Origin of the sequence: Streptomyces sp. NPDC046866, assembly GCF_040704625.1 — a bacterium.
In the GTDB taxonomy this organism is placed as follows: Bacteria; Actinomycetota; Actinomycetes; order Streptomycetales; family Streptomycetaceae; genus Streptomyces.
The window spans coordinates 71,339-93,454 of sequence record NZ_JBEYXN010000025.1; the positions used below are offsets into that span (position 1 = coordinate 71,339).

Here is a 22,116-nt window from a genome sequence, read left to right on the forward strand (position 1 = left end):
TGGGTGAGGTAAAGGTGTCTGCACCGAACGAAAAGATCGTCGAGGCTCTGCGTGCCTCCCTCAAGGAGACCGAGCGCCTGCGCGAGCAGAACCGCAAGCTGGCCGGGGCGGCCCACGAGCCGATCGCCATCGTCGGGATGGCCTGCCGCTACCCGGGCGGCGTGACGACCCCGGACGAGCTGTGGGAGCTGCTCGCCGCGGGCGGGGACGGCGTCTCCGCCTTCCCGGAGGACCGCGGCTGGGACACCGAGGGCATCTACGACCCCGACCCGGACGCGGCCGGCAAGACGTACTCCCGGCACGGCGGATTCCTGGACCGGGCCGCGGACTTCGACCCGGCGTTCTTCGGGATCAGCCCGCGCGAGGCCCTGGCCATGGACCCGCAGCACCGGCTGCTGCTGGAGACCTCCTGGGAGGCCTTCGAGCGGGCCGGCATCGACCCGGCGAGCGCCCGCGGCCGGTCGACCGGCGTCTTCGCCGGCGTCATGTACGGCGACTACAGCGAGGTGCTCGCCAACGCCACCGAGGAGGTCGAGGGCTTCCTCGGCGTCGGCGGCAGCATCGCCTCCGGCCGCGTCGCGTACTCCTTCGGCTTCGAGGGCCCGGCCGTCACCGTCGACACCGCCTGCTCCTCGTCGCTGGTCGCCGTGCACCTCGCCGCGCAGGCCCTGCGCAGCGGCGAGTGCTCGCTGGCGCTGGCCGGCGGCGTCACCGTGATGGCCACCCCCGACACCTTCATCGACTTCAGCCGGCAGCGGGGCCTGGCCCCCGACGGCCGCTGCAAGCCGTTCGCCGAGGCCGCGGACGGCACCGGCTGGGGCGAGGGCGCCGGCATGCTCCTGCTGGAGAAGCTGTCCGACGCGCGGAAGAACGGGCACCGGGTGCTCGCCGTGGTCCGCGGCTCCGCCATCAACCAGGACGGCGCCAGCAACGGCCTGACCGCCCCCAACGGCCCCGCCCAGCAGCGCGTCATCCGCCAGGCCCTGGCCGGGGCGCGGATCTCCGCCGCCCAGGTCGACGCGGTCGAGGCGCACGGCACGGGTACGAAGCTCGGCGACCCGATCGAGGCGCAGGCGCTGCTCGCCACGTACGGTCAGGACCGGGCCGAGGGCCAGCCGCTGTGGCTGGGGTCGGTCAAGTCCAACCTGGGGCACACGCAGGCCGCCGCCGGTGTCGCGGGCATCATCAAGATGGTCCTCGCGCTCCACCACGAGGAGCTGCCGCGCACCCTGCACGTGGACGCGCCCAGCAGCCACGTCGACTGGGAGGCCGGCGCCGTCCGCCTCCTCACCGAGTCCCGGCCGTGGCCTGCCGGGGAGCGGACCCGCCGCGCGGGCGTGTCCTCCTTCGGCATCAGCGGTACGAACGCCCACGTCATCGTGGAGGAAGCCCCCGCCGAGGAGCCCTCGGACACCGTGGAGGCCGCCGTCCTGCCGGTGGTGCCGTGGCTGGTCTCGGCGAAGAGCGCCGAGGCGCTGCGCGAGCAGGCCGTCCGCCTGCGCGAGTTCGTGGCCGCACGGCCCGGGCTCGACCCGACCGCCCTGGGCCTGACGCTGGCCACGCAGCGGGCCGCCTTCACCCACCGCGCCGCCGTCGTGGCCGCGGACCGGGACGCACTGCTGGCCGGCCTGGACGCCATCGCCGCCGGCCAGAGCCCGCTCCAGGCGACGGCACCCGCCGGAGGCGGTGCGCTGACGGCGTTCCTGTTCACGGGGCAGGGCAGCCAGCGGGCCGGGATGGGGCGCGAGCTGTACGCGCAGTACCCCGTCTTCGCGGCTGCGCTGGACGAGGTGTGTGCGGCGCTGGACGTGCACCTTCAGCGGCCGTTGAAGGAGGTGCTGTTCGACGGGGACGCCACCGACCTCAACCGGACCGAGTACACCCAGCCTGCACTCTTCGCGATGGAGGTGGCGCTGTACCGGCTCGTGGAGGCGTGGGGTGTGCGGGCCGATGCGCTCGCCGGGCATTCCATCGGTGAGCTGGCTGCTGCGCATGTGGCCGGGCTGTGGTCGCTTGAGGACGCGGCTCAGCTGGTGGCTGCTCGGGGTCGGCTGATGCAGGCGCTGCCGAGTGGCGGTGCCATGGCCGCCGTCCAGGCCACCGAGGACGAGGTCAAGGCCGTTCTCACCGACGGGGTGGGTATCGCCGCCGTCAACGGGCCGACCTCGCTGGTCGTCTCCGGTACCGAAGCCGCCGTCGAGACGGTCGTTGCGCACTTCGCCGAGGCCGGTCGCAAGACCAAGCGGCTGGTGGTCAGCCACGCCTTCCACTCGCCGCTGATGGAGCCGATGCTCGCCGAGTTCGGGCAGATCGCAGGTCGGCTGACGTACTGCGAGCCGAGCCTGCCGATCGTGTCCACGCTGACCGGGCGGTCGGCCTCGTACGAGGAGCTCTCCGACCCGCAGTACTGGGTCCGGCACGTCCGCGAAGCCGTCCGCTTCGCGGATGCCGTGACCACCCTCCAGGGCCAGGGCATCACCACCTTCTTCGAGCTCGGCCCGGACGCCGTCCTCACCGCCATGGCCGCCGAGTCCCTCGACGCCGGCGCCACCGCCGTCCCCGCGGTCCGCCGCGACCGGGCCGAGGCGCAGGGCCTGACCGAGGCCGTCACGCGGCTCCACCTGCACGGCGCCGCCGTCAACTGGCCCGCCTTCTACGGGGACACCTCCGTGCGACCGGTCGAGGGGCTGCCCACGTACGCCTTCCAGAACCAGCGGTATTGGCCGCGCACCTCCCCGCTGCGGGCCGGCGACGCGGGCGCGCACGGGCTGCGGACCGCCGGGCACCCGCTGCTCTCCGTCGCGATCGCCCTGCCCGACTCCGACGCCGTCGTCCTCACCGGCCGCCTCGCCCTGACCACGCACCCGTGGCTCGCCGACCACGCCGTCGCCGGGACCGTCATCGTCCCCGGCGCCGCCCTCGTGGACATCGCCGTCCGCGCCGGCGACCAGGTCGGCTGCGGTGTCGTGCAGGACCTGACGCTGCAGGCACCGCTGGTGCTGGGCGAGCAGGGCGCCGCCGTGCTGCGCGTGATGGTCGGCGAGGCCGACGGGGCGGGCGTGCGGCCCGTCACCGTCTTCTCGCGGGCCGAGGACGCGCTCGACGACGAGCCGTGGACCTGCCACGCCGACGGCACCCTCGCCCCGGCGGGCGCGCGCCCCGGTTTCGACTTCGCCGCGTGGCCGCCGGCGGGCGCCGAGTTCGTCGACGTCGGCTCCCTGTACGGGGACCTCGCCGGCCTGGGTCTGGAGTACGGGCCGGTGTTCCAGGGCCTGCACGCCGCCTGGCGGCTCGGCGAGGACGTGTACGCCGAGGTCGCCCTGCCCGAGGGCAGCGACACCGGCGGCTTCGGCCTCCACCCGGCCCTGCTGGACGCCGCCCTGCACGCGCTCGGGCTCGGCTCGTTCGTGGCCGACGGGGAGGGCCCGCAGCTGCCGTTCGCGTGGAGCGACGTCGCCCTGCACGCCGCCGGGGCCCAGGCCCTGCGCGTGCGGGTGTCGCAGGCCGCCGCCGGTTCGGGGGTGTCCCTCCAGCTCGCCGACGCCACCGGTGCCCCCGTCGCCGAGGTCGGCTCGCTGACGCTGCGGGCGCTGGCCACCGAGCAGTTCGCCGCCGGCGGCTCCGGTGCGGGCCGCCGCCACGAGTCGCTGTACCGGCTCGACTGGCCCCTCGCCCCGGTCCCGGCCGGCGGCGCCGCCGAGGGCGGGGCCTTCACGTACGAGGTGCTCGGCGAGGACCCGTTCGGCCTGGCCGCGGCGCTCGACGAGGCCGGCTCCCCGGCTTCTGCCGCGGGAGGCCCCGACCTCTCCTTCGCCTCCTTCACCACCGCGGGGCTCGACGCCCGCGACGCCGTCCACCGGGCGCTCGCGCTGCTCCAGGAGTGGCTGGCCGCCGAGCACCCCGCCGGGGCCCGGCTCGTCCTCGTCACCGCCGGCGCCGTCGCCGCCGTGGCAGGGGACCGGCTGCCCGACCCGGCCGCCGCGGCCGTCGTCGGACTGGCCCGCTCGGCGCAGTCCGAGCACCCGGAGCGGATCGTCCTGGTCGACCTGGACGACAGCCCGGCCTCCCTGGAGGCCCTGCCCGGCGCGCTCGCCGCCGGCGAGCCGCAGCTGGCGCTGCGCTCCGGCACCGTCCACGCGGCCCGCCTGGTGCGCGCCGCCGACGACACGCTCACCCTGCCCGAGGGCGATGAGCCGTGGCGGCTGGACTTCTCCGGCACCACCCTCGACAGCCTGTACGTGGCCGACTTCGCCGAGGCCGCCGAGCCGCTGGCGCCCGGCCAGATCCGGGTCGCGCTGCGCGCCGCCGGCCTCAACTTCCGCGACGTGCTCAACGTGCTCGGCATGTACCCGGGCGACGCGGGCCGGCTCGGCCTGGAGGCCGCGGGCGTCGTCGTCGAGACCGGGCCCGGCGTGGACCGGTTCGCGGTCGGCGACCGGGTGATGGGCCTGTTCTCCGGCGCGTTCGGACCGCTCGCCGTGGTCGACCACCGCCTGGTGTCCAAGATGCCCGCCGCGTGGACGTTCGCCGAGGCCGCGGCCGCGCCCGTCGTCTACCTCACCGCGTACTACGCCCTCACCGACCTCGCCGGGCTGCGCGCCGGGGAGTCCGTCCTCATCCACGCCGCCGCCGGCGGTGTCGGCACCGCCGCCGTCCAGCTCGCCCGGCACCTCGGCGCCGAGGTGTACGGCACGGCCAGCCCCGGCAAGTGGAACGCCGTCAAGGCGAACGGCGTCGACCCGGCGCGGATCGCCAACTCCCGCACCCTCGACTTCGAGCAGGAGTTCCTCGACGCCACCGGCGGACGCGGCATGGACGTGGTCCTGGACTCCCTCGCCCGCGAGTTCGTCGACGCCTCGCTGCGGCTGCTGCCGCGCGGCGGCCGCTTCGTCGAGATGGGCAAGACCGACATCCGCGACGCCGACGAGGTCGCCGCCGCCCACCCGGGCGTCACCTACCGGGCGTTCGACGTCATGGACGCCGGCCCCGAGCGCATCCAGGAGATGTACGCGGCGCTGCTGGAGCTGTTCGACAGCGGGGCCCTCGCCCCGCTGCCCGTGACCGCCTTCGACGTCCGCCAAGCGCCCGAGGCGTTCCGCCTCATCGGGCAGGCCAAGCACGTCGGCAAGCTGGTCCTGACGGTGCCCGCCCCGCTCGACCCGCACGGCACCGTCCTGGTCACCGGCGCCACCGGCGCGCTCGGCGGGCTCGTCGCCAAGCACCTCGTCACCCGGTACGGGGCCGGCCGGCTGCTGCTCGCCAGCCGCCGCGGCGCCGCCGCCCCGGGCGCCGCCGAACTCGTCGCCGAACTCGCCGACCTCGGCGCCACCGCCGAAATGGTCGCCTGCGACGCCGCCGACCGTCAGGCGCTGGCCGCGACCCTCGCCGCGATCGACCCGGCGCACCCGCTGACCGCGGTCGTGCACGTCGCCGGCGTCCTCGACGACGGCGTCCTGGAAGCCCTCACCCCCGAGCGGCTGGACCGCGTCCTCGCCCCCAAGGTGGAGGCGGCCCGCAACCTGCACGAGCTGACCCGGCTCGCCGACCTGTCGGCGTTCGTGCTGTTCTCCTCCGCGGCCGGTGTCTTCGGCAACGCCGGACAGGCCAACTACGCCGCCGCCAACGCCTACCTCGACGCGCTCGCCGCGCACCGCCGCGCCCAGGGCCTGCCCGGCCAGTCGCTGGCCTGGGGCCTGTGGGCCGCCGAGGGCGGCGGCATGGCCGACACCCTCGACGAGGCCGAGCGGGCCCGCCTGGCCCGCTCAGGATCGGCCGCCCTCACCGCGCAGACCGGCCTCGCCCTGTACGACACGGCCGCCTCGCTGTCGGACGCGGCGCTCGTCCCGATCGTGCTGGACCTGCCCGCCTCCGCGGCACCCGAGGAGGTCCCGCCGCTGCTGCGGGCCCTCGTGCGCACCCCCGCCCGGCGCACCGCGCGCAGCGCCCCGAAGGCCGACACCGGCCTGCTCGCGGCGCAGCTCGCCCAGGTCGGCCCGGCCGAGCAGTACGAGCAGCTCCTCACCCTCGTCCGGGCCAGTGCGGCGGCCGTCCTCGGCCACGCCGGACCCGAGGCGGTCGACCCGGCGCTCGCGTTCAAGGACCTCGGCTTCGACTCGCTGACCGGCGTGGAGTTCCGCAACCGGCTCGGCGCGGCCTGCGGGCTGCGGCTGCCGGCCACGCTCGTCTTCGACTACCCGGCGCCCGACGTGCTCGCCACGTTCCTGCGTGACGAACTGTGCGGGCAGAGCGGCCCCGTCACGGCCGACGGCCGCGGCCCGGCCGCCGCAGCCGACGAGCCGATCGCGATCGTCTCCATGGCCTGCCGGTTCCCCGGCGGCGTCCGCTCGCCCGAGGACCTGTGGAAGCTGCTGGCCGCCCGCGGCGACGCCATGGGCGCCATGCCGACCGACCGCGGCTGGGACCTGGAGGCGCTCGTCGACCCGACCGCCACCCGCCCCGGCACCACCTACACCGACCAGGGCGGGTTCCTGCCCGACGCCCCGCTGTTCGACGCCACGTTCTTCGGGATCAGCCCGCGCGAGGCCCTCGCCATGGACCCGCAGCAGCGCCTGCTGCTGGAGACCTCCTGGGAGGCCCTGGAGCGCGCCGGCTTCGACCCGTACACGCTGCGCGGCAGCTCCACCGGCGTCTTCGCCGGCCTGATCTACCACGACTACGGAAACGGCTCCGGGTACGCCAACCTGCCCGACGGCGTCGAGGGCTTCCTCGGCACCGGCACCTCCGGCGGTGTCGCCTCCGGCCGCATCTCCTACGTGCTCGGCCTGGAGGGCCCTGCCGTGACCGTCGACACGGCCTGCTCCTCCTCGCTGGTCGCCCTGCACATGGCCGTCCAGGCCCTGCAGCGCGGCGAGTGCGACCTCGCGCTGGCCGGCGGTGTCACCGTCATGGCCAGCCCCGACACCTTCGTCGACTTCAGCCGCCAGCGCGGCCTCGCCGCAGACGGCCGCTGCAAGGCCTTCGCCGAGTCCGCCGACGGCACCGGCTGGGCCGAGGGCGTCGGCATGGTCCTCGTCGAGCGGCTCTCCGACGCACAGCGCAACGGGCACGACGTCCTCGCCGTGGTCCGCGGCTCCGCCCTCAACCAGGACGGCGCCAGCAACGGCCTGACCGCCCCCAACGGGCCCTCCCAGCAGCGGGTCATCCGCCAGGCCCTGGCCGCGGCCGGCCTGACCACCGGCGACGTCGACGCCATCGAGGCGCACGGCACCGGCACCAGGCTCGGCGACCCGATCGAGGCGCAGGCGCTGATCGCCACGTACGGGCAGGACCGGCCCGAGGACCGGCCGCTGTGGCTGGGCTCGGTCAAGTCCAACCTGGGCCACACCCAGGCCGCGGCCGGCATCGCCGGCGTCATCAAGATGGTCGAGGCCCTCGGCCACGAGGAACTGCCCGCCACCCTCCACGTGGACGAGGCCAGCTCCCACATCGACTGGGCGGCCGGCTCCGTGGAACTGCTCACCGAGGCACGGCCCTGGCCGCGCACCGAGGGCGCCGTCCGGCGCGCCGGCGTCTCCGCCTTCGGCTTCAGCGGGACCAACGCCCACGTCATCCTGGAGGAGGCCCCGGCCCCGGCCCCGGTCGCCGACACCGCTGCCGATGGCGTCCACGACGTCGACGGCGCCGCGGACGGGCCGGCCCTGTGGCTGGTCACCGGCCGCACCGAGCAGGCCCTGCGCGAGCAGGCCCGCCGGCTGCACGACCAGCTGGCCGCCGCGCCGGACGCGTACGCTCCGGCCGCCGTCGGACACGCGCTGGCCGCCACCCGCAGCCACTTCGAGCACCGGGCCGTCCTCGTCGGCGAGGACACCGCGGCCCTGATGGCCGCCCTCGAAGGGATCGCCGCAGGGGCCCCGGCCGCCGGCGCCGAGGAGGGCCTCGCCATCCCGCCCGGCAAGACCGTCTTCGTCTTCCCCGGCCAGGGCTCCCAGTGGGTCGGCATGGCCCGCGAACTCCTGGAGACCTCCCCGGTCTTCGCCGACCGGCTCACCGCCTGCGCCGAAGCCGTCGACGCGTACACCGACTGGTCGCTGCTCGACGTGCTGCGCGGCGCCGACGGAGCCCCCGGCCTCGACCGCGTCGACGTGGTGCAGCCCGCCCTGTGGGCCGTCATGGTCTCCCTGGCCGCGCTGTGGGAGTCCCTCGGCGTGGTCCCGGCCGCGGTCGTCGGCCACTCCCAGGGCGAGATCGCCGCCGCCTGCGTGGCCGGCGCCCTCACCCTGGAGGACGCCGCCCGCGTCGTCGCCCTGCGCAGCCGGGCCCTGATCCGGCTCGCCGGCACCGGCGGCATGGTCTCCGTACCGCTGTCCGCCGCCGACACCGAGGCCCTGCTCGCCGCCTGGCCCGGCCAGATCTCCGTCGCCGCGCTCAACGGGCCCGCCTCCACCGTGGTCTCCGGCGACCCCGACGCCCTCGACGCGCTGGTCGCCGCCTGCGAGCAGCGCGGTGTCCGGGCCCGCCGCATCGACGTGGACTACGCCTCCCACTCCGCGCACGTGGAGTCCCTGCGCGAGGAGCTCGCCGAACTGCTGGCGCCCGTACGGCCCCGCGCGGGCCGCATCCCGCTGCACTCCACCCTCCACGACCGGCTCGTCGACGGCAGCGGCATGGACGGCGCCTACTGGTACGAGAACCTGCGCCACACCGTCCGCTTCGAACCGGCCGTGCGGGCCCTCGCCGAGGGCGGGCACACCGTCTTCGTCGAGTGCAGCCCCCACCCGGTGCTGACCGTCGGCGTCCAGGACACCCTGGCCGACGCCGGGCACGCCGAAGACACCGTCACCACCGGCACCCTGCGCCGCGACCAGGGCGACCGCACCCGGGTCCTGGCCTCCCTGGGCCGGCTCGTCGCGCACGGCGTCCGGCCCGACTGGTCGGCCGTCCTGCCGGCCCCCGCGCCCGGCGCGGCGCGGGTTCCGCTGCCCACCTACCCCTTCCAGGGCGAGCGGTACTGGCTGGAGCCCACCGCCGCCGGCGCGGCCGACCCGGCCGCCGTCGGCCAGCGCGACGCCGCCCACCCGCTGCTCGGCGCGGCCGTCGCCCTGCCCGACCGCGACGGCCTGCTGCTGACGGGTCGTCTGTCGCTGGCCGCCCAGCCCTGGCTGGCCGACCACGCCGTCGGCGGGATCGTCCTCGTCCCCGGCACCGCCCTGGTCGAACTGGCCGGGTACGCGGGCGACGAGGCGGGCTGCGGCCACCTCGCCGACCTCACCCTGGAGGCCCCGCTCGTCCTGGCCGAGCACGGCCAGGTCCAGCTGCGCGTCCTCGTCGACGCACCCGCCGCGGACGGGGCCCGCCCCGTCCACGTCTGGTCGCGCGCGCACGACGCCCAGCCCGAGGACCCGTGGACGCGGCACGCCACCGGCTGGGTCAGCGACCGGGAGGCCGCGCCCGCCGCCGACCTCACCCAGTGGCCGCCGCCCGGCGCCGAGCCCGTCGACACCGACGGCCTCTACGACGGGCTCGCCGCCCTCGGCCTCGACTACGGACCGCTGTTCCGGGGCCTGCGCACCGCCTGGCGCGGCGGCGACGGCGCCCTGTACGCCGACATCGCGCTCCCGCTCGACGCGGCCCCCGCGGCCGCCGACTACGGGCTGCACCCGGCGCTGCTCGACGCCGCCCTGCACGGCATCGCCCTCGGCTCCTTCGTCACCGCGGACGAGGGCGGGGCCGCCGGACCGTGGCTGCCGTTCTCCTTCTCCGGGGTCACCCTGCACAGCAGCGGCGCCGGCGCGCTGCGCATCCGGATCGCCTCGGCGGGAGGGGAGTCGGTCACGCTGAGCGCCGCCGACGCCCAAGGCGCCCCGGTCGCCACCGTCGACGCCCTCCAGCTGCGCCGGCTGCCCGCCGACGCGCTGGCCCGGCTGGCCGCCGGCACCGGCAGCCCGTACCGCGACAGCCTGTTCGCGCTGTCCTGGACGCCGGTCGCCGCCGACCCGGACACCGCAGTGCCGGACGACTGGGCCGTCTTCGGCGACGACCCGCTCTTCCCGGGCCTGCCGGAGATCTACGGCACCGACGAGCTCGACGGCGTCGGCACCGTCCTGACCCCGGTGCACTGGCAGTCCGGCATCGAGGACACCGTCATGCAGACCCTGGGCGACCTCCAGGTCTGGCTCGCCGACCCGCGCACCGACACGGCCCGCCTGGTCGTCGTCACCCGCGGCGCCGTCGCCACCGGGCCCGGGGAGGACATCGCCGACCTCGCCCAGGCCGCCGTGCACGGCCTCGTGCGCGCCGCCCAGTCCGAGAGCCCCGGCCGGATCGTCCTCGCCGACATCGGCACCGACGTCCCCGACGCGGGCCTGCTCGCCGCCGCCCTGGCGACCGGGGAGCCCGAGTTCGCCCTGCGCGACGGCGCCGTCCTCGTACCGCGGCTGACGCGGGCCGAGGTGCCGGCCGCGCCGGAAGGGCCGGCGCCGCTGTGGCGGGAGGACGGGACCGTCCTGGTCACCGGTGGTACCGGTGGGCTGGGTGCGCTGACCGCCCGGCACCTCGTCGCCGAGCACGGCGTCCGCAGGCTGGTGCTGACCAGCCGTCGGGGTGCCGAGGCTCCGGGGGCGCGTGAGCTGGCTGGGGAGCTGGAGGCTGCGGGTGCGAGCGTGGTCCTGGCGGCCTGTGACGTGGCCGACCGGGACGCCGTCGCGGCGCTGCTCGCCGCGCACCCGGTGACCGCCGTGGTGCATGCGGCCGGCGTGCTGGACGACGCCACCCTGGGCCGGCTCACCCCCGAGAAGCTCGCCGCCGTCCTCGCCCCCAAGGCCGAGGCCGCGCAGCACCTGCACGAGCTGACCGCCGGGCTGGACCTGGACGCGTTCGTCCTGTTCTCCTCCTCCGCGGGCGTCTTCGGCAACGCCGGCCAGGCCAACTACGCCGCCGCCAACGCCTACCTCGACGCCCTCGCCGCCCACCGGCGGGCCACCGGGCTGCCGGGCCTGTCCCTGGCCTGGGGGCTGTGGGCCGAGCCCAGCGGGATGACCGGGCACCTCGACGACGCCGACCGGGCGCGGCTGGCCCGCTCCGGCATCCGCCCGCTCGCCCCCGAGCAGGGGCTGGAGCTGCTCTCCGCCACGCTGGCCGGGGACGGCACCGAGCCGCTGCTCGTGCCGATCGGGCTCAACACGGCCGCCCTGCGGGCCGCCGCGGACGGCAGCCCCGTACCGCACCTGCTGCGGTCCCTGGTGCGCGGGCCTTCCCGGCCCACCGCCCGGGCGGCGGCCGGTGCCGCGGCCGAGGACGCTGCCGGTGCGGCGGGGGACGCGCTGCGGGCCCGGCTGGCGGCGCTGCCGGCCGACGAGTGGGAGACCGTGCTGCTGGACCTCGTCCAGTCCTACGCCGCGGCGGTCCTCGGCTTTTCCGGAACCGCCGCGGTCGGACCCACCCGCTCCTTCAAGGAGCTCGGGTTCGACTCCCTGACCGCCGTCGAGTTCCGCAACCGGCTCGGCAGCGCCACCGGGGTGCGGCTGCCGGCCACCGCCGTGTTCGACCACCCGACGCCGTTGGCGCTGGCGCGGCTGCTGAACGGGGAGCTCGCGCCCGAGCAGAGCGATCCCGCTGCCGCGGTGCTGGCCGAGCTGGACCGGCTGGAGGGGTACCTGCCGGACGTGGCGCTGGACGACGACACCCATGCGGCTGTCTCCGGCCGCCTGGAGGATCTGCTGGCGCGGTTCCGCAGCCTTCGCGCCCCGGCGGGGTCCGTCGACGGTTCCGCCTCGGTCGGCGCGAGGCTGGAGGACGCCTCCGCCGACGAGGTCCTGTCGTTCATCAACGACGAGCTCGGCATCGGCTGAGCCGCGTCTTCCTGCACGAGGCCCGGAGGGCTGGAGCGACCCCGCTCCGGCCCTCCGGCCGTTCCGGGCCCCTTCGGGCCTGGCCGCTGCGCGGAGCAGTCCCCTCCCCGCCCCTTCCCGAAACCGGGCTCTGCCCGGACCCGGTTCCGGGCGCTTCGCGCCCGGTGCGCTCAAACGCCGCGCGGGCTGGATCTTCCAGCCCTGCCGGCGTTTGGGGCGCGGGGGTCCGGGGGCGGAGCCCCCGAATCTTTGAGCCCCGCCGGCGATTGAGGCGGATACGGCGAAAGGGCGGGGCGGGGAGGGGCTTCGCGCAGCGGTCGCTAAGGCCGGGCTTCGGCCGGGCTTCAACGCGGCACAGGCGGGACGCGATACCGCTTCACCGCACCCCCCGCCGGTCTGCGGCGGCGCAGCCGGGGACCGGACACGGAAAGAGAGAGCCATGGCTGATCAGAAGCAGCTGGTCGACACGCTCAAGCGGGTCGCCGCCGACCTGCACGACACCCGTCGGCGGCTGCAGGAGGCCGAGGACAGGGAACACGAGCCGATCGCGATCGTCGGCATGGCCTGCCGCTTCCCCGGCGGCGTCACCTCCCCCGAGCAGCTCTGGCAGCTCGTCGCCGACGGCCGCGACGGCATGTCCGCGTTCCCCACCGACCGCGGCTGGACCCTCGGCCAGCTCGCCGACAGCGAGCGCGAGCGCGTCGGCGAGCGGGCCGCGGCCGAGCGCCGCGCCGGATTCCTGCAGGGCGCCGCCGACTTCGACGCCGAGTTCTTCGGGATCAGCCCCCGCGAGGCCCTCGCGATGGACCCGCAGCAGCGGGTCCTGCTGGAGACCTGCTGGGAGGCGCTGGAGCGGGCCGGGATCGACCCCGGCACCCTCGCCGGCACCCCGACCGCCGTGTACGCGGGCGTCAGCAGCAACGACTACCTGCGCGGCCTGACGCGGATGCCGGACGCCATCGCCGGGCACATGATGACCGGCGTCGCCTCCAGCGTGCTGTCCGGCCGCGTCTCCTACGCCCTCGGCCTCGAGGGCCCGGCCGTCACCGTCGACACCGCCTGCTCGTCGTCCCTGGTGGCCGTGCACCTGGCCGGCCAGGCCCTGCGCAGCGGCGAGTGCTCGCTCGCGCTGGCCGGCGGCGTCACCGTCATGGGCTCCGCCGGTACGTTCCTGGAGTTCAGCCGCGCCGACGGGCTGGCCGCCGACGGCCGCTGCAAGGCCTTCGCGGAGGCCGCGGACGGCACCGGGCTCTCCGAGGGCGTCGGTGTCCTGGTGCTGGAGAAGCTGTCCGACGCGCGCAGGAACGGCCACCGGGTGCTGGCCGTCGTACGCGGCTCGGCGATCAACCAGGACGGCGCCAGCAACGGCCTGACCGCCCCCAACGGGCCCTCCCAGCAGCGCGTCATCCGCCAGGCCCTCGCGGCCGCCCGGCTGGCCCCGGCCGAGGTCGACGCCGTCGAGGCGCACGGCACCGGCACCAAGCTCGGCGACCCGATCGAGGCGGGCGCGCTGCTCGCCGCGTACGGGCAGAACCGGCCCGAGGACCGGCCCCTGTGGCTGGGTTCGGTGAAGTCGAACCTGGGGCACACGCAGGGCGCGGCCGGTGTGGCGGGCGTCATCAAGATGGTCGAGGCGCTGCGCCACGAGACGCTGCCGATGACCCTGGGCGTGGACGCCCCGAGCAGCCACGTGGACTGGGAGGCGGGCGCCGTTTCGCTGCTGACCGAGGCCCGCCCCTGGCCGGCGGGCGAGCGGGTCCGCAGGGCCGGTGTCTCCTCGTTCGGGATCAGCGGTACGAACGCGCACGTCATCGTGGAGGAAGCCCCGGCGGCCGAGGAGCCGGGGGCCGACGGCGAGGGCGCTGCCGGCGGGGGCGCGCCGGCCGCGCTGCCGGCCGTGCCGTGGCTGGTCTCCGCCAAGAGCGCCGACGCGCTGCGCGAGCAGGCCGCCCGGCTGCGGGAGTTCGCCGCCGACCGGCCGGAGCTCGACCCGGCCGCGGTCGGGCTGGCCCTGGCCACGCAGCGGGCGCCCTTCGCCCACCGGGCGGCCGTGGTGGCCGCCGACCGGGACGGCCTGCTGGCCGGGCTGGACGCCCTGGCCGCCGGCGTGAGCGCCCCCGGCACCTTCCGGGCCGCCGCGGACGGCAGCCGCCCGGCCTTCCTGTTCACCGGCCAGGGCAGCCAGCGGGCCGGCGCGGGCCGCGAACTGTACGCCCGGTACCCGGTCTTCGCCGCCGCCCTCGACGAGGTGTGCGCCGCGCTCGACGAGCACCTGGGGCGCCCCCTGAAGGACGTCCTCTTCGACGCGGACCCCGCCGACCTCGACCGCACCGGCTTCACCCAGCCCGCCCTGTTCGCGCTCGAAGTCGCCCTGTACCGGCTCGTGGAGTCCTTCGGGATCCGGCCGCAGGCCGTCGCCGGGCACTCGATCGGCGAGCTGGCTGCCGCCCATGTGGCCGGGCTGTGGTCGCTGAAGGACGCGGCCCTGCTGGTGGCTGCCCGCGGGCGGCTGATGCAGGCGCTGCCCGCCGGTGGTGCGATGGCCGCCGTCCAGGCCTCCGAGGAGGAGGTGCGGGCGCTGCTGGGCGAGGGCGCCGGGATCGCCGCCGTCAACGGTCCGACGTCGCTGGTCGTGTCGGGTGCGGAGGCCGCCGTCGAGGCCGTCGTCGCACACTTCGCCCAGGCCGGGCGGAAGACCAAGCGGCTCGCCGTCAGCCACGCCTTCCACTCGCCGCTGATGGAGCCGATGCTCGAGGACTTCCGGCAGTTCGCCCGGTTCCTGGAGTACAAGCCGCTGAAGACCCCGCTCGTCTCCACGCTGACCGGGCGGGCCGCCTCGTACGAGGAGCTGTCCGACCCGGAGTACTGGGTGCGGCACGTGCGGGAGGCGGTGCGCTTCGCGGACGCCGTCACCACGCTTCAGTCGCAGGGCGTCACCACCTTCCTGGAGCTGGGGCCGGACGCGGTGCTCACCGCGATGGCCGCCGAGTCCCTGGACCCCGAGTCCGTGGCGGTCCCCCTCGTCCGGCGCGACCGGCCCGAGCCGCAGGCCCTCACCGAGGCCCTCGCCCGCCTGCACACGCACGGCACCGGCGTCGACTGGCCCGCGCTGTTCGGTGCCTCCCGCACCGGGATCCTCGACCTGCCCACCTACCCCTTCCAGCACCGCTCCTACTGGTACAGCGCCGCCTCCCAGCCCGCCGGGGAGCCCGGCGACCTCGGGCTCGCCGCCGCCGGGCACCCGCTGCTCGGCGCCGCCGTCGACGCGCCCGGCTCCGATGCGCTGCTGTTCACCGGCCGGCTCTCGCTCGCCCGGCAGCCCTGGCTCGCCGACCACGCCGTCGCCGGGACCGTCGTCCTGCCCGGTGCGGCCCTGGTGGACCTCGCCGTACGGGCCGGGGACGGGGCCGGCTGCGGCCTGCTGGAGGAACTCACCCTGCACGCACCGCTGGTCATCCCCGAGGGGGACGGCGTCCGGCTGCGGGTGCGGCTCGGGGAGCCGGGCCCCGCTCCGGACGGGGGCCGCAGCGTCACCGTGCACTCGCGGGCCGAGGGGGCCGCCGCCGACGGGGCGCCGTGGACCCTGCACGCCGAGGGCGTGCTGGCTGCGGCTCGGCCCGCCCCTGCGGCCGGCGCCGACGCGGCCGGCGCCAGCGCCGACGCGGACGCCGTCTGGCCGCCCGCCGGGGCCGTGCCGCTCGACACCTCCGCCCTCTACACCGAGCTCGCCGCCGGCGGCCTGGAGTACGGGCCCGTCTTCCAGGGCCTGACCGCAGCCTGGCGCTCCGGCGACGCCGTCCTCGCCGAGGTGGCCCTGCCCGCAGACACCGACACCGCCGGCCACACCGTGCACCCGGCGCTGCTCGACGCCGCCCTGCACGCCCTCGGCCTCGGCGGCCTGCTGCCCGACCCCGAACCGGGCTCGGCCTGGCTGCCGTTCGCCTGGGCCGGAGTCGCCCTGCACGCCGAGGGCGCCACCGCCCTGCGGGTGCGCCTGACCCCGGGCACGACGCCCGGCACCGTCTCCGTCGAGGCCGCCGACCCGGCCGGGCTGCCGGTCCTCGGCATCGACGCCCTCACCCTGCGCCCGATCCCGCTGTCCGCCCTCGGCGCCCGCGCCGGCGGCCCGCAGAGCCTGTACGGGATCGACTGGACCGCCCTGCCGGACGCGGCCGGGGCCGCCCGCCCCCAGACCCTGCCGCTCGGCGACGGGCCCGCGCTCGGCAGCCCCGCCCCGGGCTGGTCCGCGTACGCGCCCGCCGGCGGCGCCACCCCGACCGAGGCGGCCACGGCCGCGCTGGAGGCCCTGCAGGGCTGGCTCGAGGACCCGGCGCACGAGGGGCAGCGGCTCCTCGTGGCCACCCGCGGCGCCCAAGCCCTGCCCGGCGAGGACGTCGCCGACCCGGCGCAGGCGGCCGTCACCGGCCTGGTGCGCACCGCGCAGGCGGAGCACCCCGGCCGGATCCTGCTCCTGGACCGCGACGACAGTCCGGTGCCCGCGTCCGTACTGGAAGGGGACGAGAGCGAACTCGTCCTGAGGGACGGCGTGCTGTCCGCGCCGCGGCTGGTCCGCGTGACACCCCCTGAGGACGCGGCGCCGGTGTGGCGGGAGGGCGGGACCGTCCTGGTCACCGGCGGTACGGGCGGGCTGGGGGCGCTGACCGCCCGGCACCTGGTCGCCGAGCACGGGGTGCGCAGCCTGGTGCTGACCAGCCGTCGGGGCGCCGAGGCCCCCGGGGCGCGTGAGCTGGCTGCGGAGCTGGAGGCAGCGGGGGCGAGCGTGGTCCTGGCGGCCTGCGACGTGGCCGACCGGGACGCCGTCGCGGCGCTGCTCGCCGCGCACCCCGTCACCGGTGTGGTGCACGCCGCCGGTGTCGTCGACGACGGCACGATCGCCTCGCTCACCCCCGGCCGGCTGGCCCGCGTCCTCGCCCCCAAGGCCGAGGCCGCCCGCCACCTGCACGAACTGACCGCCGCCCTCGAACTGGACGCCTTCGTGCTGTTCTCCTCCGCCGCCGGCGTCCTCGGCGGGCCCGGCCAGGGCAACTACGCCGCCGCCAACGCCTACCTCGACGCCCTCGCCGCGCACCGCCGCGCGCAGGGGCTGCCCGCCACCTCCCTGGCCTGGGGCCTGTGGCACCCGGAGGCCGGCGGCATGGGCGCCGCACTGACCGGCGCCGACCTGGACCGCATGGCCCGGACCGGGATCCGGGCGCTGGACGCCGAGGAGGGCCTCGCGCTCTTCGACGCGGCCACCGCCGGCCCGTGGCCCCTGGCCGTACCGGTCCGCCTGGACCTGCCGGCGCTGGCCCGCTCCCTCGGCGAGCACGTTCCGGGCCTGCTGCGCGGCCTCGTACGCACTCCCGCCCGGCGCACCGCCGCCGGCGCCGGGGACGGGGCCGCGGGCGAGGGCCTCGCAGCGAGGCTCGCCGCGCTGGCGACGCCCGCCGACCGCGCCCAGTACCTGGTGGACCTGGTGTGCGGGCAGGTCGCCGCCGTCCTCGGCTTCGCGCCCGGCCAGCAGGTGGAGGTCAACAAGCCGTTCAAGGACTTCGGGTTCGACTCGCTGACCGCGGTCGAGTTCCGCAACACCCTCTCCGCCCTGACCGGGGTCCGGCTGCCCGCCACCCTCGTCTTCGACCACCCGAGCCCGTACGAGCTCGCCGCCCACCTGCACCGCACCCTCGCCCCGGCCCAAGACGACCCGGCCACCGCCCTGCTCACCGGCCTGGACGCGCTGGAGCCGCTGCTGGCCGCGGACGGCCTGGACAAGCTCACCCGGACCAAGGTCACCGTCCGGCTCCAGGCCCTGGCCGCGCGCTGGGCCGACGCCGAACGCGCCGGGTCCGCGGCGGCTGCCGCCGAACCGGGCGGCCTGCCCGACGCCACCGACCTCGCCGCCGCCTCCGACGACGAACTGTTCGCCCTCCTCGACGGCGAGACAAGGAGCTGACCTTCATGACTGCGACGCCCTCGACGCACACCCCCGACGCGGAGCGCGAGCAGAAGCTGCGCGACTACCTCAAGCGGGCCGCAGCCGACCTCGTGGCCGCCCGCCACCGGATCCAGGAACTGGAGGACCGGGTCCGCGAGCCCATCGCGATCGTCGGCATGGCCTGCCGCTTCCCCGGCGGGGTCACCACCCCCGACGAGCTGTGGGAGCTGCTGGAGAACGGCCGCGACGGCATCCGCGGCTTCCCCGAGGACCGAGGCTGGGACCTGGACAACCTCTACGACCCCGACCCCGAGGCGCTCGGCAAGAGCTACGCCCGCGAGGGCGGCTTCCTCGACGGGGCCGGCTCCTTCGACGCCGGCTTCTTCGGGATCAGCCCGCGCGAGGCCCTCGCCATGGACCCGCAGCAGCGGCTGCTGCTGGAGTCGGCGTGGGAGGCCTTCGAGGACGCGGGGATCGACCCCGCCACCGTCCGCGGCACGCGTACTGGCGTGTACGCGGGGATCATGTACCACGACTACGGCTCCGACCGGGCGGCCATCCCCGACGGCGTCGAGGGCTTCCTCGGCACCGGCACCGCGGGCAGCGTCCTGTCCGGCCGGGTCAGTTACGCGCTCGGCCTGCAGGGCCCGGCCGTCACCGTCGACACCGCCTGCTCGTCCTCGCTGGTCACCCTGCACCTGGCCGTCCAGGCGCTGCGCGGCGGCGAGTGCTCCCTCGCGCTGGCCGGCGGGGTCACCGTCATGGCCACCCCCGACACCTTCGTGGACTTCAGCCGCCAGCGGGGCCTCGCCCCCGACGGCCGCTGCAAGCCGTTCGCGGCCGCCGCCGACGGCACCGGATGGTCCGAGGGCGTCGGCGTCCTGCTGCTGGAGCGGCTCTCCGACGCACGGCGCAACGGGCACCGCGTCCTGGCCGTCGTCCGCGGCTCCGCCATCAGCCAGGACGGTGCGAGCAACGGGCTCACCGCCCCCAGCGGCCCCGCGCAGCAGCAGGTGATCCTGGAGGCGCTGGCCGCCGCCGGGCTGTCCACCGGCGACGTGGACGCGGTCGAGGCGCACGGCACCGGCACGAAGCTGGGCGACCCCATCGAGGCGCAGGCGCTGCTGGCGACGTACGGTCAGGACCGCGACCCGGACCGGCCGCTGTGGCTGGGCTCGGTCAAGTCCAACCTGGGCCACACCCAGGCCGCCGCCGGCGCCGCCGGCGTCATCAAGACCGTGCAGGCGCTGCGCCACGGGCTGCTGCCGCGCTCCCTGCACATCGACGAGGCCACCCCGCACGTCGACTGGTCCGCGGGCCACGTCTCGCTGCTCACCGAGAACCGGCCCTGGCCGGCCGTGGACCGGCCGCGCCGCGCCGCCGTCTCGGCGTTCGGCATCAGCGGCACCAATGTCCACGTCATCCTGGAGCAGGCGCCTGAGGTGGCCGGGGCTCCCGAGGCTCCCGAGGCTCCGGGGGCGGCCGAGGCTGCGGGAGTGGCCGAGGCTTCCGGGGCGGCCGGGGCTTCCGCGCCGGCCGCCGTACCGTGGCTCGTGTCCGGGCGGACCGAGGAGGCGCTGCGCGCCCAGGCCGCCCGGCTGCTCGCCCACCCGGCCGCCGCCGCCGATCCGGCCGACGTCGCGTTCTCCCTGGCCACCACCCGTACCGCGCTGCCGCACCGGGCCGCCGCGGTGGCCGCCGACGCCGAAGGACTGCACCGCGCCCTGGGCGCGCTCGCCGAGGGCCGCTCCGCCCCCGGCCTGGTGCAGGAGGCCCCGGGCGGCGGCCGGACCGCGTTCCTGTTCACCGGGCAGGGCAGCCAGCGCCCCGGCATGGGCCGGGAACTGTACGCCGCCCAGCCGGTGTTCGCCGCCGCGCTGGACGAGGTGTGCGCCGCCCTCGACGCGCACCTGGCGCCCGGCCGCCCGCTGCGCGAGGTGCTCTTCGGCGACACCGCCGAGGATGCCGCCGCCCTGGACACCACCGGGTACGCCCAGCCCGCCCTGTTCGCCCTCGAAGTGGCCCTCTTCCGGCTCCTGGAGTCCTGGGGCGCCGCCCCCGACCTGGTGGCCGGGCACTCCATCGGCGAGCTGGCCGCCGCGCACGTCGCCGGCCTGTGGTCGCTGCCCGACGCGGCCCGCCTGGTCGCCGCCCGCGGCCGGCTCATGCAGGCCCTGCCGGCCGGCGGGGCCATGGCCGCGATCGCCGCCGGCGAGGACGACGTACGGCCGCACCTGGGCGACGCGCTCGACCTCGCGGCCGTCAACGGACCGCGGGCCGTGGTCGTCTCCGGGCCGGCCGCGGCGGTCGAGGAGCTCGCCGCCCGCTTCAAGGAGCAGGGCCACAAGACGAAGCTGCTGGCCGTCAGCCACGCCTTCCACTCCGCCCTGCTCGACCCGATGCTGGAGGAGTTCCACCGGGTCGCCGCCTCCCTCTCGTACGGGCCGACCCGCATCCCCGTGGTGTCCACCCTGACCGGGAAGGCCGCGGCCCCGGAGGAGCTCGCCGACCCGCGCTACTGGGTGCGCCACGTCCGCGAGACCGTCCGCTTCGCCGACGCGGTCGCCGCCCTGGAGGCCGAGGGGGCGGACACCTTCGTGGAGCTCGGGCCCGACGCGGTCCTGTCCGGGCTGGTCGCCGACTGCCTCGCCGCGCCCGAGCGCGCCGCGGTGGTCCCCGCCCAGCGCGCCGACCGCAGCGGCCCGCTCGCCGCCGTCGAGGCGCTGGCCCGCCTCGCGCTGCGCGGGGCGCCGGTCGACTGGGCGGGGGTGCTGCCCGGCGCCCGGCGGATCCCGCTGCCGCTGTACGCCTTCCGGCACCGGCACTACTGGCTGGCGGCGGCCGGGCGCACGGCACCGGGGGCGGCCGGCTCCGCACCCGTACCCGCGGCCGTGCCCGGTGAGGAGGCGGACGACGCTGCCGCCGACCCCGGGGAGCTGCTGCGGGCGGCGCTGCGCACCGCGGCCGGGGCTGAGCGCGCCGCGCTGCTGCTGGAGCTGGTCCGCAGCGAGGCCGCGGCCGTCCTCGGCCACGACTCGGCGGAGGAGGTCCCGGCCGACGGGGACTTCATCGACCAGGGCTTCTCCTCGCTGGTCGCGGTCGAGTTCCGGGACCGGGTCGGCCGGGCGCTGGGGCTGAAGCTGCCGGCGGCGCTCGTGTACGAGTACGCCACGCCGGAGGAGGTCGTGGAGTTCCTGGAGGAGGAGCTCGACGCAGCCGCCGAGGCTGCGGAGGCGGCTGCGGAAGCGGCTGCCGACGCCGCGTAGGACCGCCACGCTGCCCGCCGTACCACCCGCCGCTTGCGGCACGGTTGGGCCGCGGCACACGACGGCAAGGGGGCGTCCCGGACCACCGGGGCGCCCCTTCCGCGCGTGGTGCGAACCGTGTGACGGGAGGGGCCCGCGGGGCCCTGGGACAAGGGGCGCTAGGGGTGGACGTAGGGGATCCCAGGGCTTGGGCCCGCTCCTAGCATCAAATCGCCCAGACGCCCGCAGCCAGGAAAGACAGGGGAAGCCGGTGCAGACGAACGACGCGTGGCTCGACATCGGCGGGAACAGCTCGCAAGGACTGGTGCTCGCCGTCGACTTCACGGCGACCGGCCGTCCCGACGCCCGGTTCGCCGACCTGCTGGAGCTGGCCGCGACCGGCCGGCCGGCCTGGGAGACGCTTCCCCAGGCCATCGCCACCGACCTCGGGACCGGCTCCGCGACCTACCTGGACCGCTGGTTCGAGACCGTCCGCGCCAGCGGCCGTCCCGTCAGCGCCGTCCTCGGCTTCTGCGCCGGCGCCACCTACGCCACCGCCCTCGCGGAGCGCATCACGCAGTGGCAGGAGCACGCCCCGCAGCTGATCCTGTTCGACCCCGAGCAGGCCAACGCGCTCGGGTTGTACTGGCAGTTCCACCTCTCCCTCAACCTGTTCGAGTCGATCGTGGGCGCCGAGGAGATCGGCCGGGCCACGGCCGCCGGACACGAGGTACTGGAGTCAACCGAGGACCTCGCGGTCCTGGGCGCGGCCCTGATCTCGCTGTTCCGCGAGGTCAGCAGCGCCGCCTTCGACATCCTCGACCTCGACGAGGAGACCCGCGCGGAGTTCACCGACTCCTTCACCGCGTTCGTCGCGTACGTGGTGGCCGCAGGGGAGTTCCGCTCCACCGACGGCTGGGCCCGCGCCGTCGCCTTCAGCTCGGCCAGCCCGCACAGCGGCCTGAACCGGCTCCGCAACGCCGGCCAGGAGGAGGCGGCCCGCAGCCTGGTCGCGCGCGAACTGCGCTTCGACTGCGAGCACAAGGACCTCCTGCGCGACGAGAGCGCCGCACGGGCCCTCGCCGAGCTGCTGACCGCCCAGGACCTCGCCCGACAGATCCGGATGTGA

The 22,116-nt window shown here is 76.6% G+C and carries 4 protein-coding genes; all 4 read left to right on the top strand.

Annotation, left to right across the window (positions count from 1 at the left end; translation table 11 throughout):
* Nucleotides 1-14 precede the first annotated feature (14 nt).
* The 4 genes from AB0953_RS28865 to AB0953_RS28880 all read left to right on the top strand — a co-directional run bounded on the left by AB0953_RS28865 (nt 15) and on the right by AB0953_RS28880 (nt 22,116).
* Entirely contained in the window at nt 15-11,807 is an 11,793-nt protein-coding gene (locus AB0953_RS28865; protein ID WP_366862511.1) for an SDR family NAD(P)-dependent oxidoreductase, read from the top strand.
* A 439-nt stretch (nt 11,808-12,246) separates the two neighbouring features.
* Nucleotides 12,247-17,760 carry an SDR family NAD(P)-dependent oxidoreductase gene (locus AB0953_RS28870; protein ID WP_366862512.1) on the top strand — a complete coding sequence of 1,838 codons (5,514 nt, stop codon included), beginning with the start codon at nt 12,247-12,249 and terminating at the stop codon, nt 17,758-17,760.
* 5 nt (nt 17,761-17,765) lie between these two features.
* The gene (locus tag AB0953_RS28875) at nt 17,766-21,008 is read left to right on the top strand and encodes a beta-ketoacyl synthase N-terminal-like domain-containing protein (RefSeq protein WP_366862513.1); all 3,243 of its coding nucleotides are present in this window, start codon (nt 17,766-17,768) and stop codon (nt 21,006-21,008) included.
* A 250-nt stretch (nt 21,009-21,258) separates the two neighbouring features.
* Nucleotides 21,259-22,116, top strand: a complete 858-nt coding sequence (locus tag AB0953_RS28880; RefSeq protein WP_366862514.1) for a hypothetical protein — start codon at nt 21,259-21,261, stop codon at nt 22,114-22,116.

Bases quoted from the DNA above. Each gene is read 5' to 3' on its own strand.
- AB0953_RS28870 (WP_366862512.1), top strand. From the start codon at position 12,247: ATGGCTGATCAGAAGCAGCTGGTCGACACGCTCAAGCGGGTCGCCGCC.
- AB0953_RS28875 (WP_366862513.1), top strand. From the start codon at position 17,766: ATGACTGCGACGCCCTCGACGCACACCCCCGACGCGGAGCGCGAGCAG.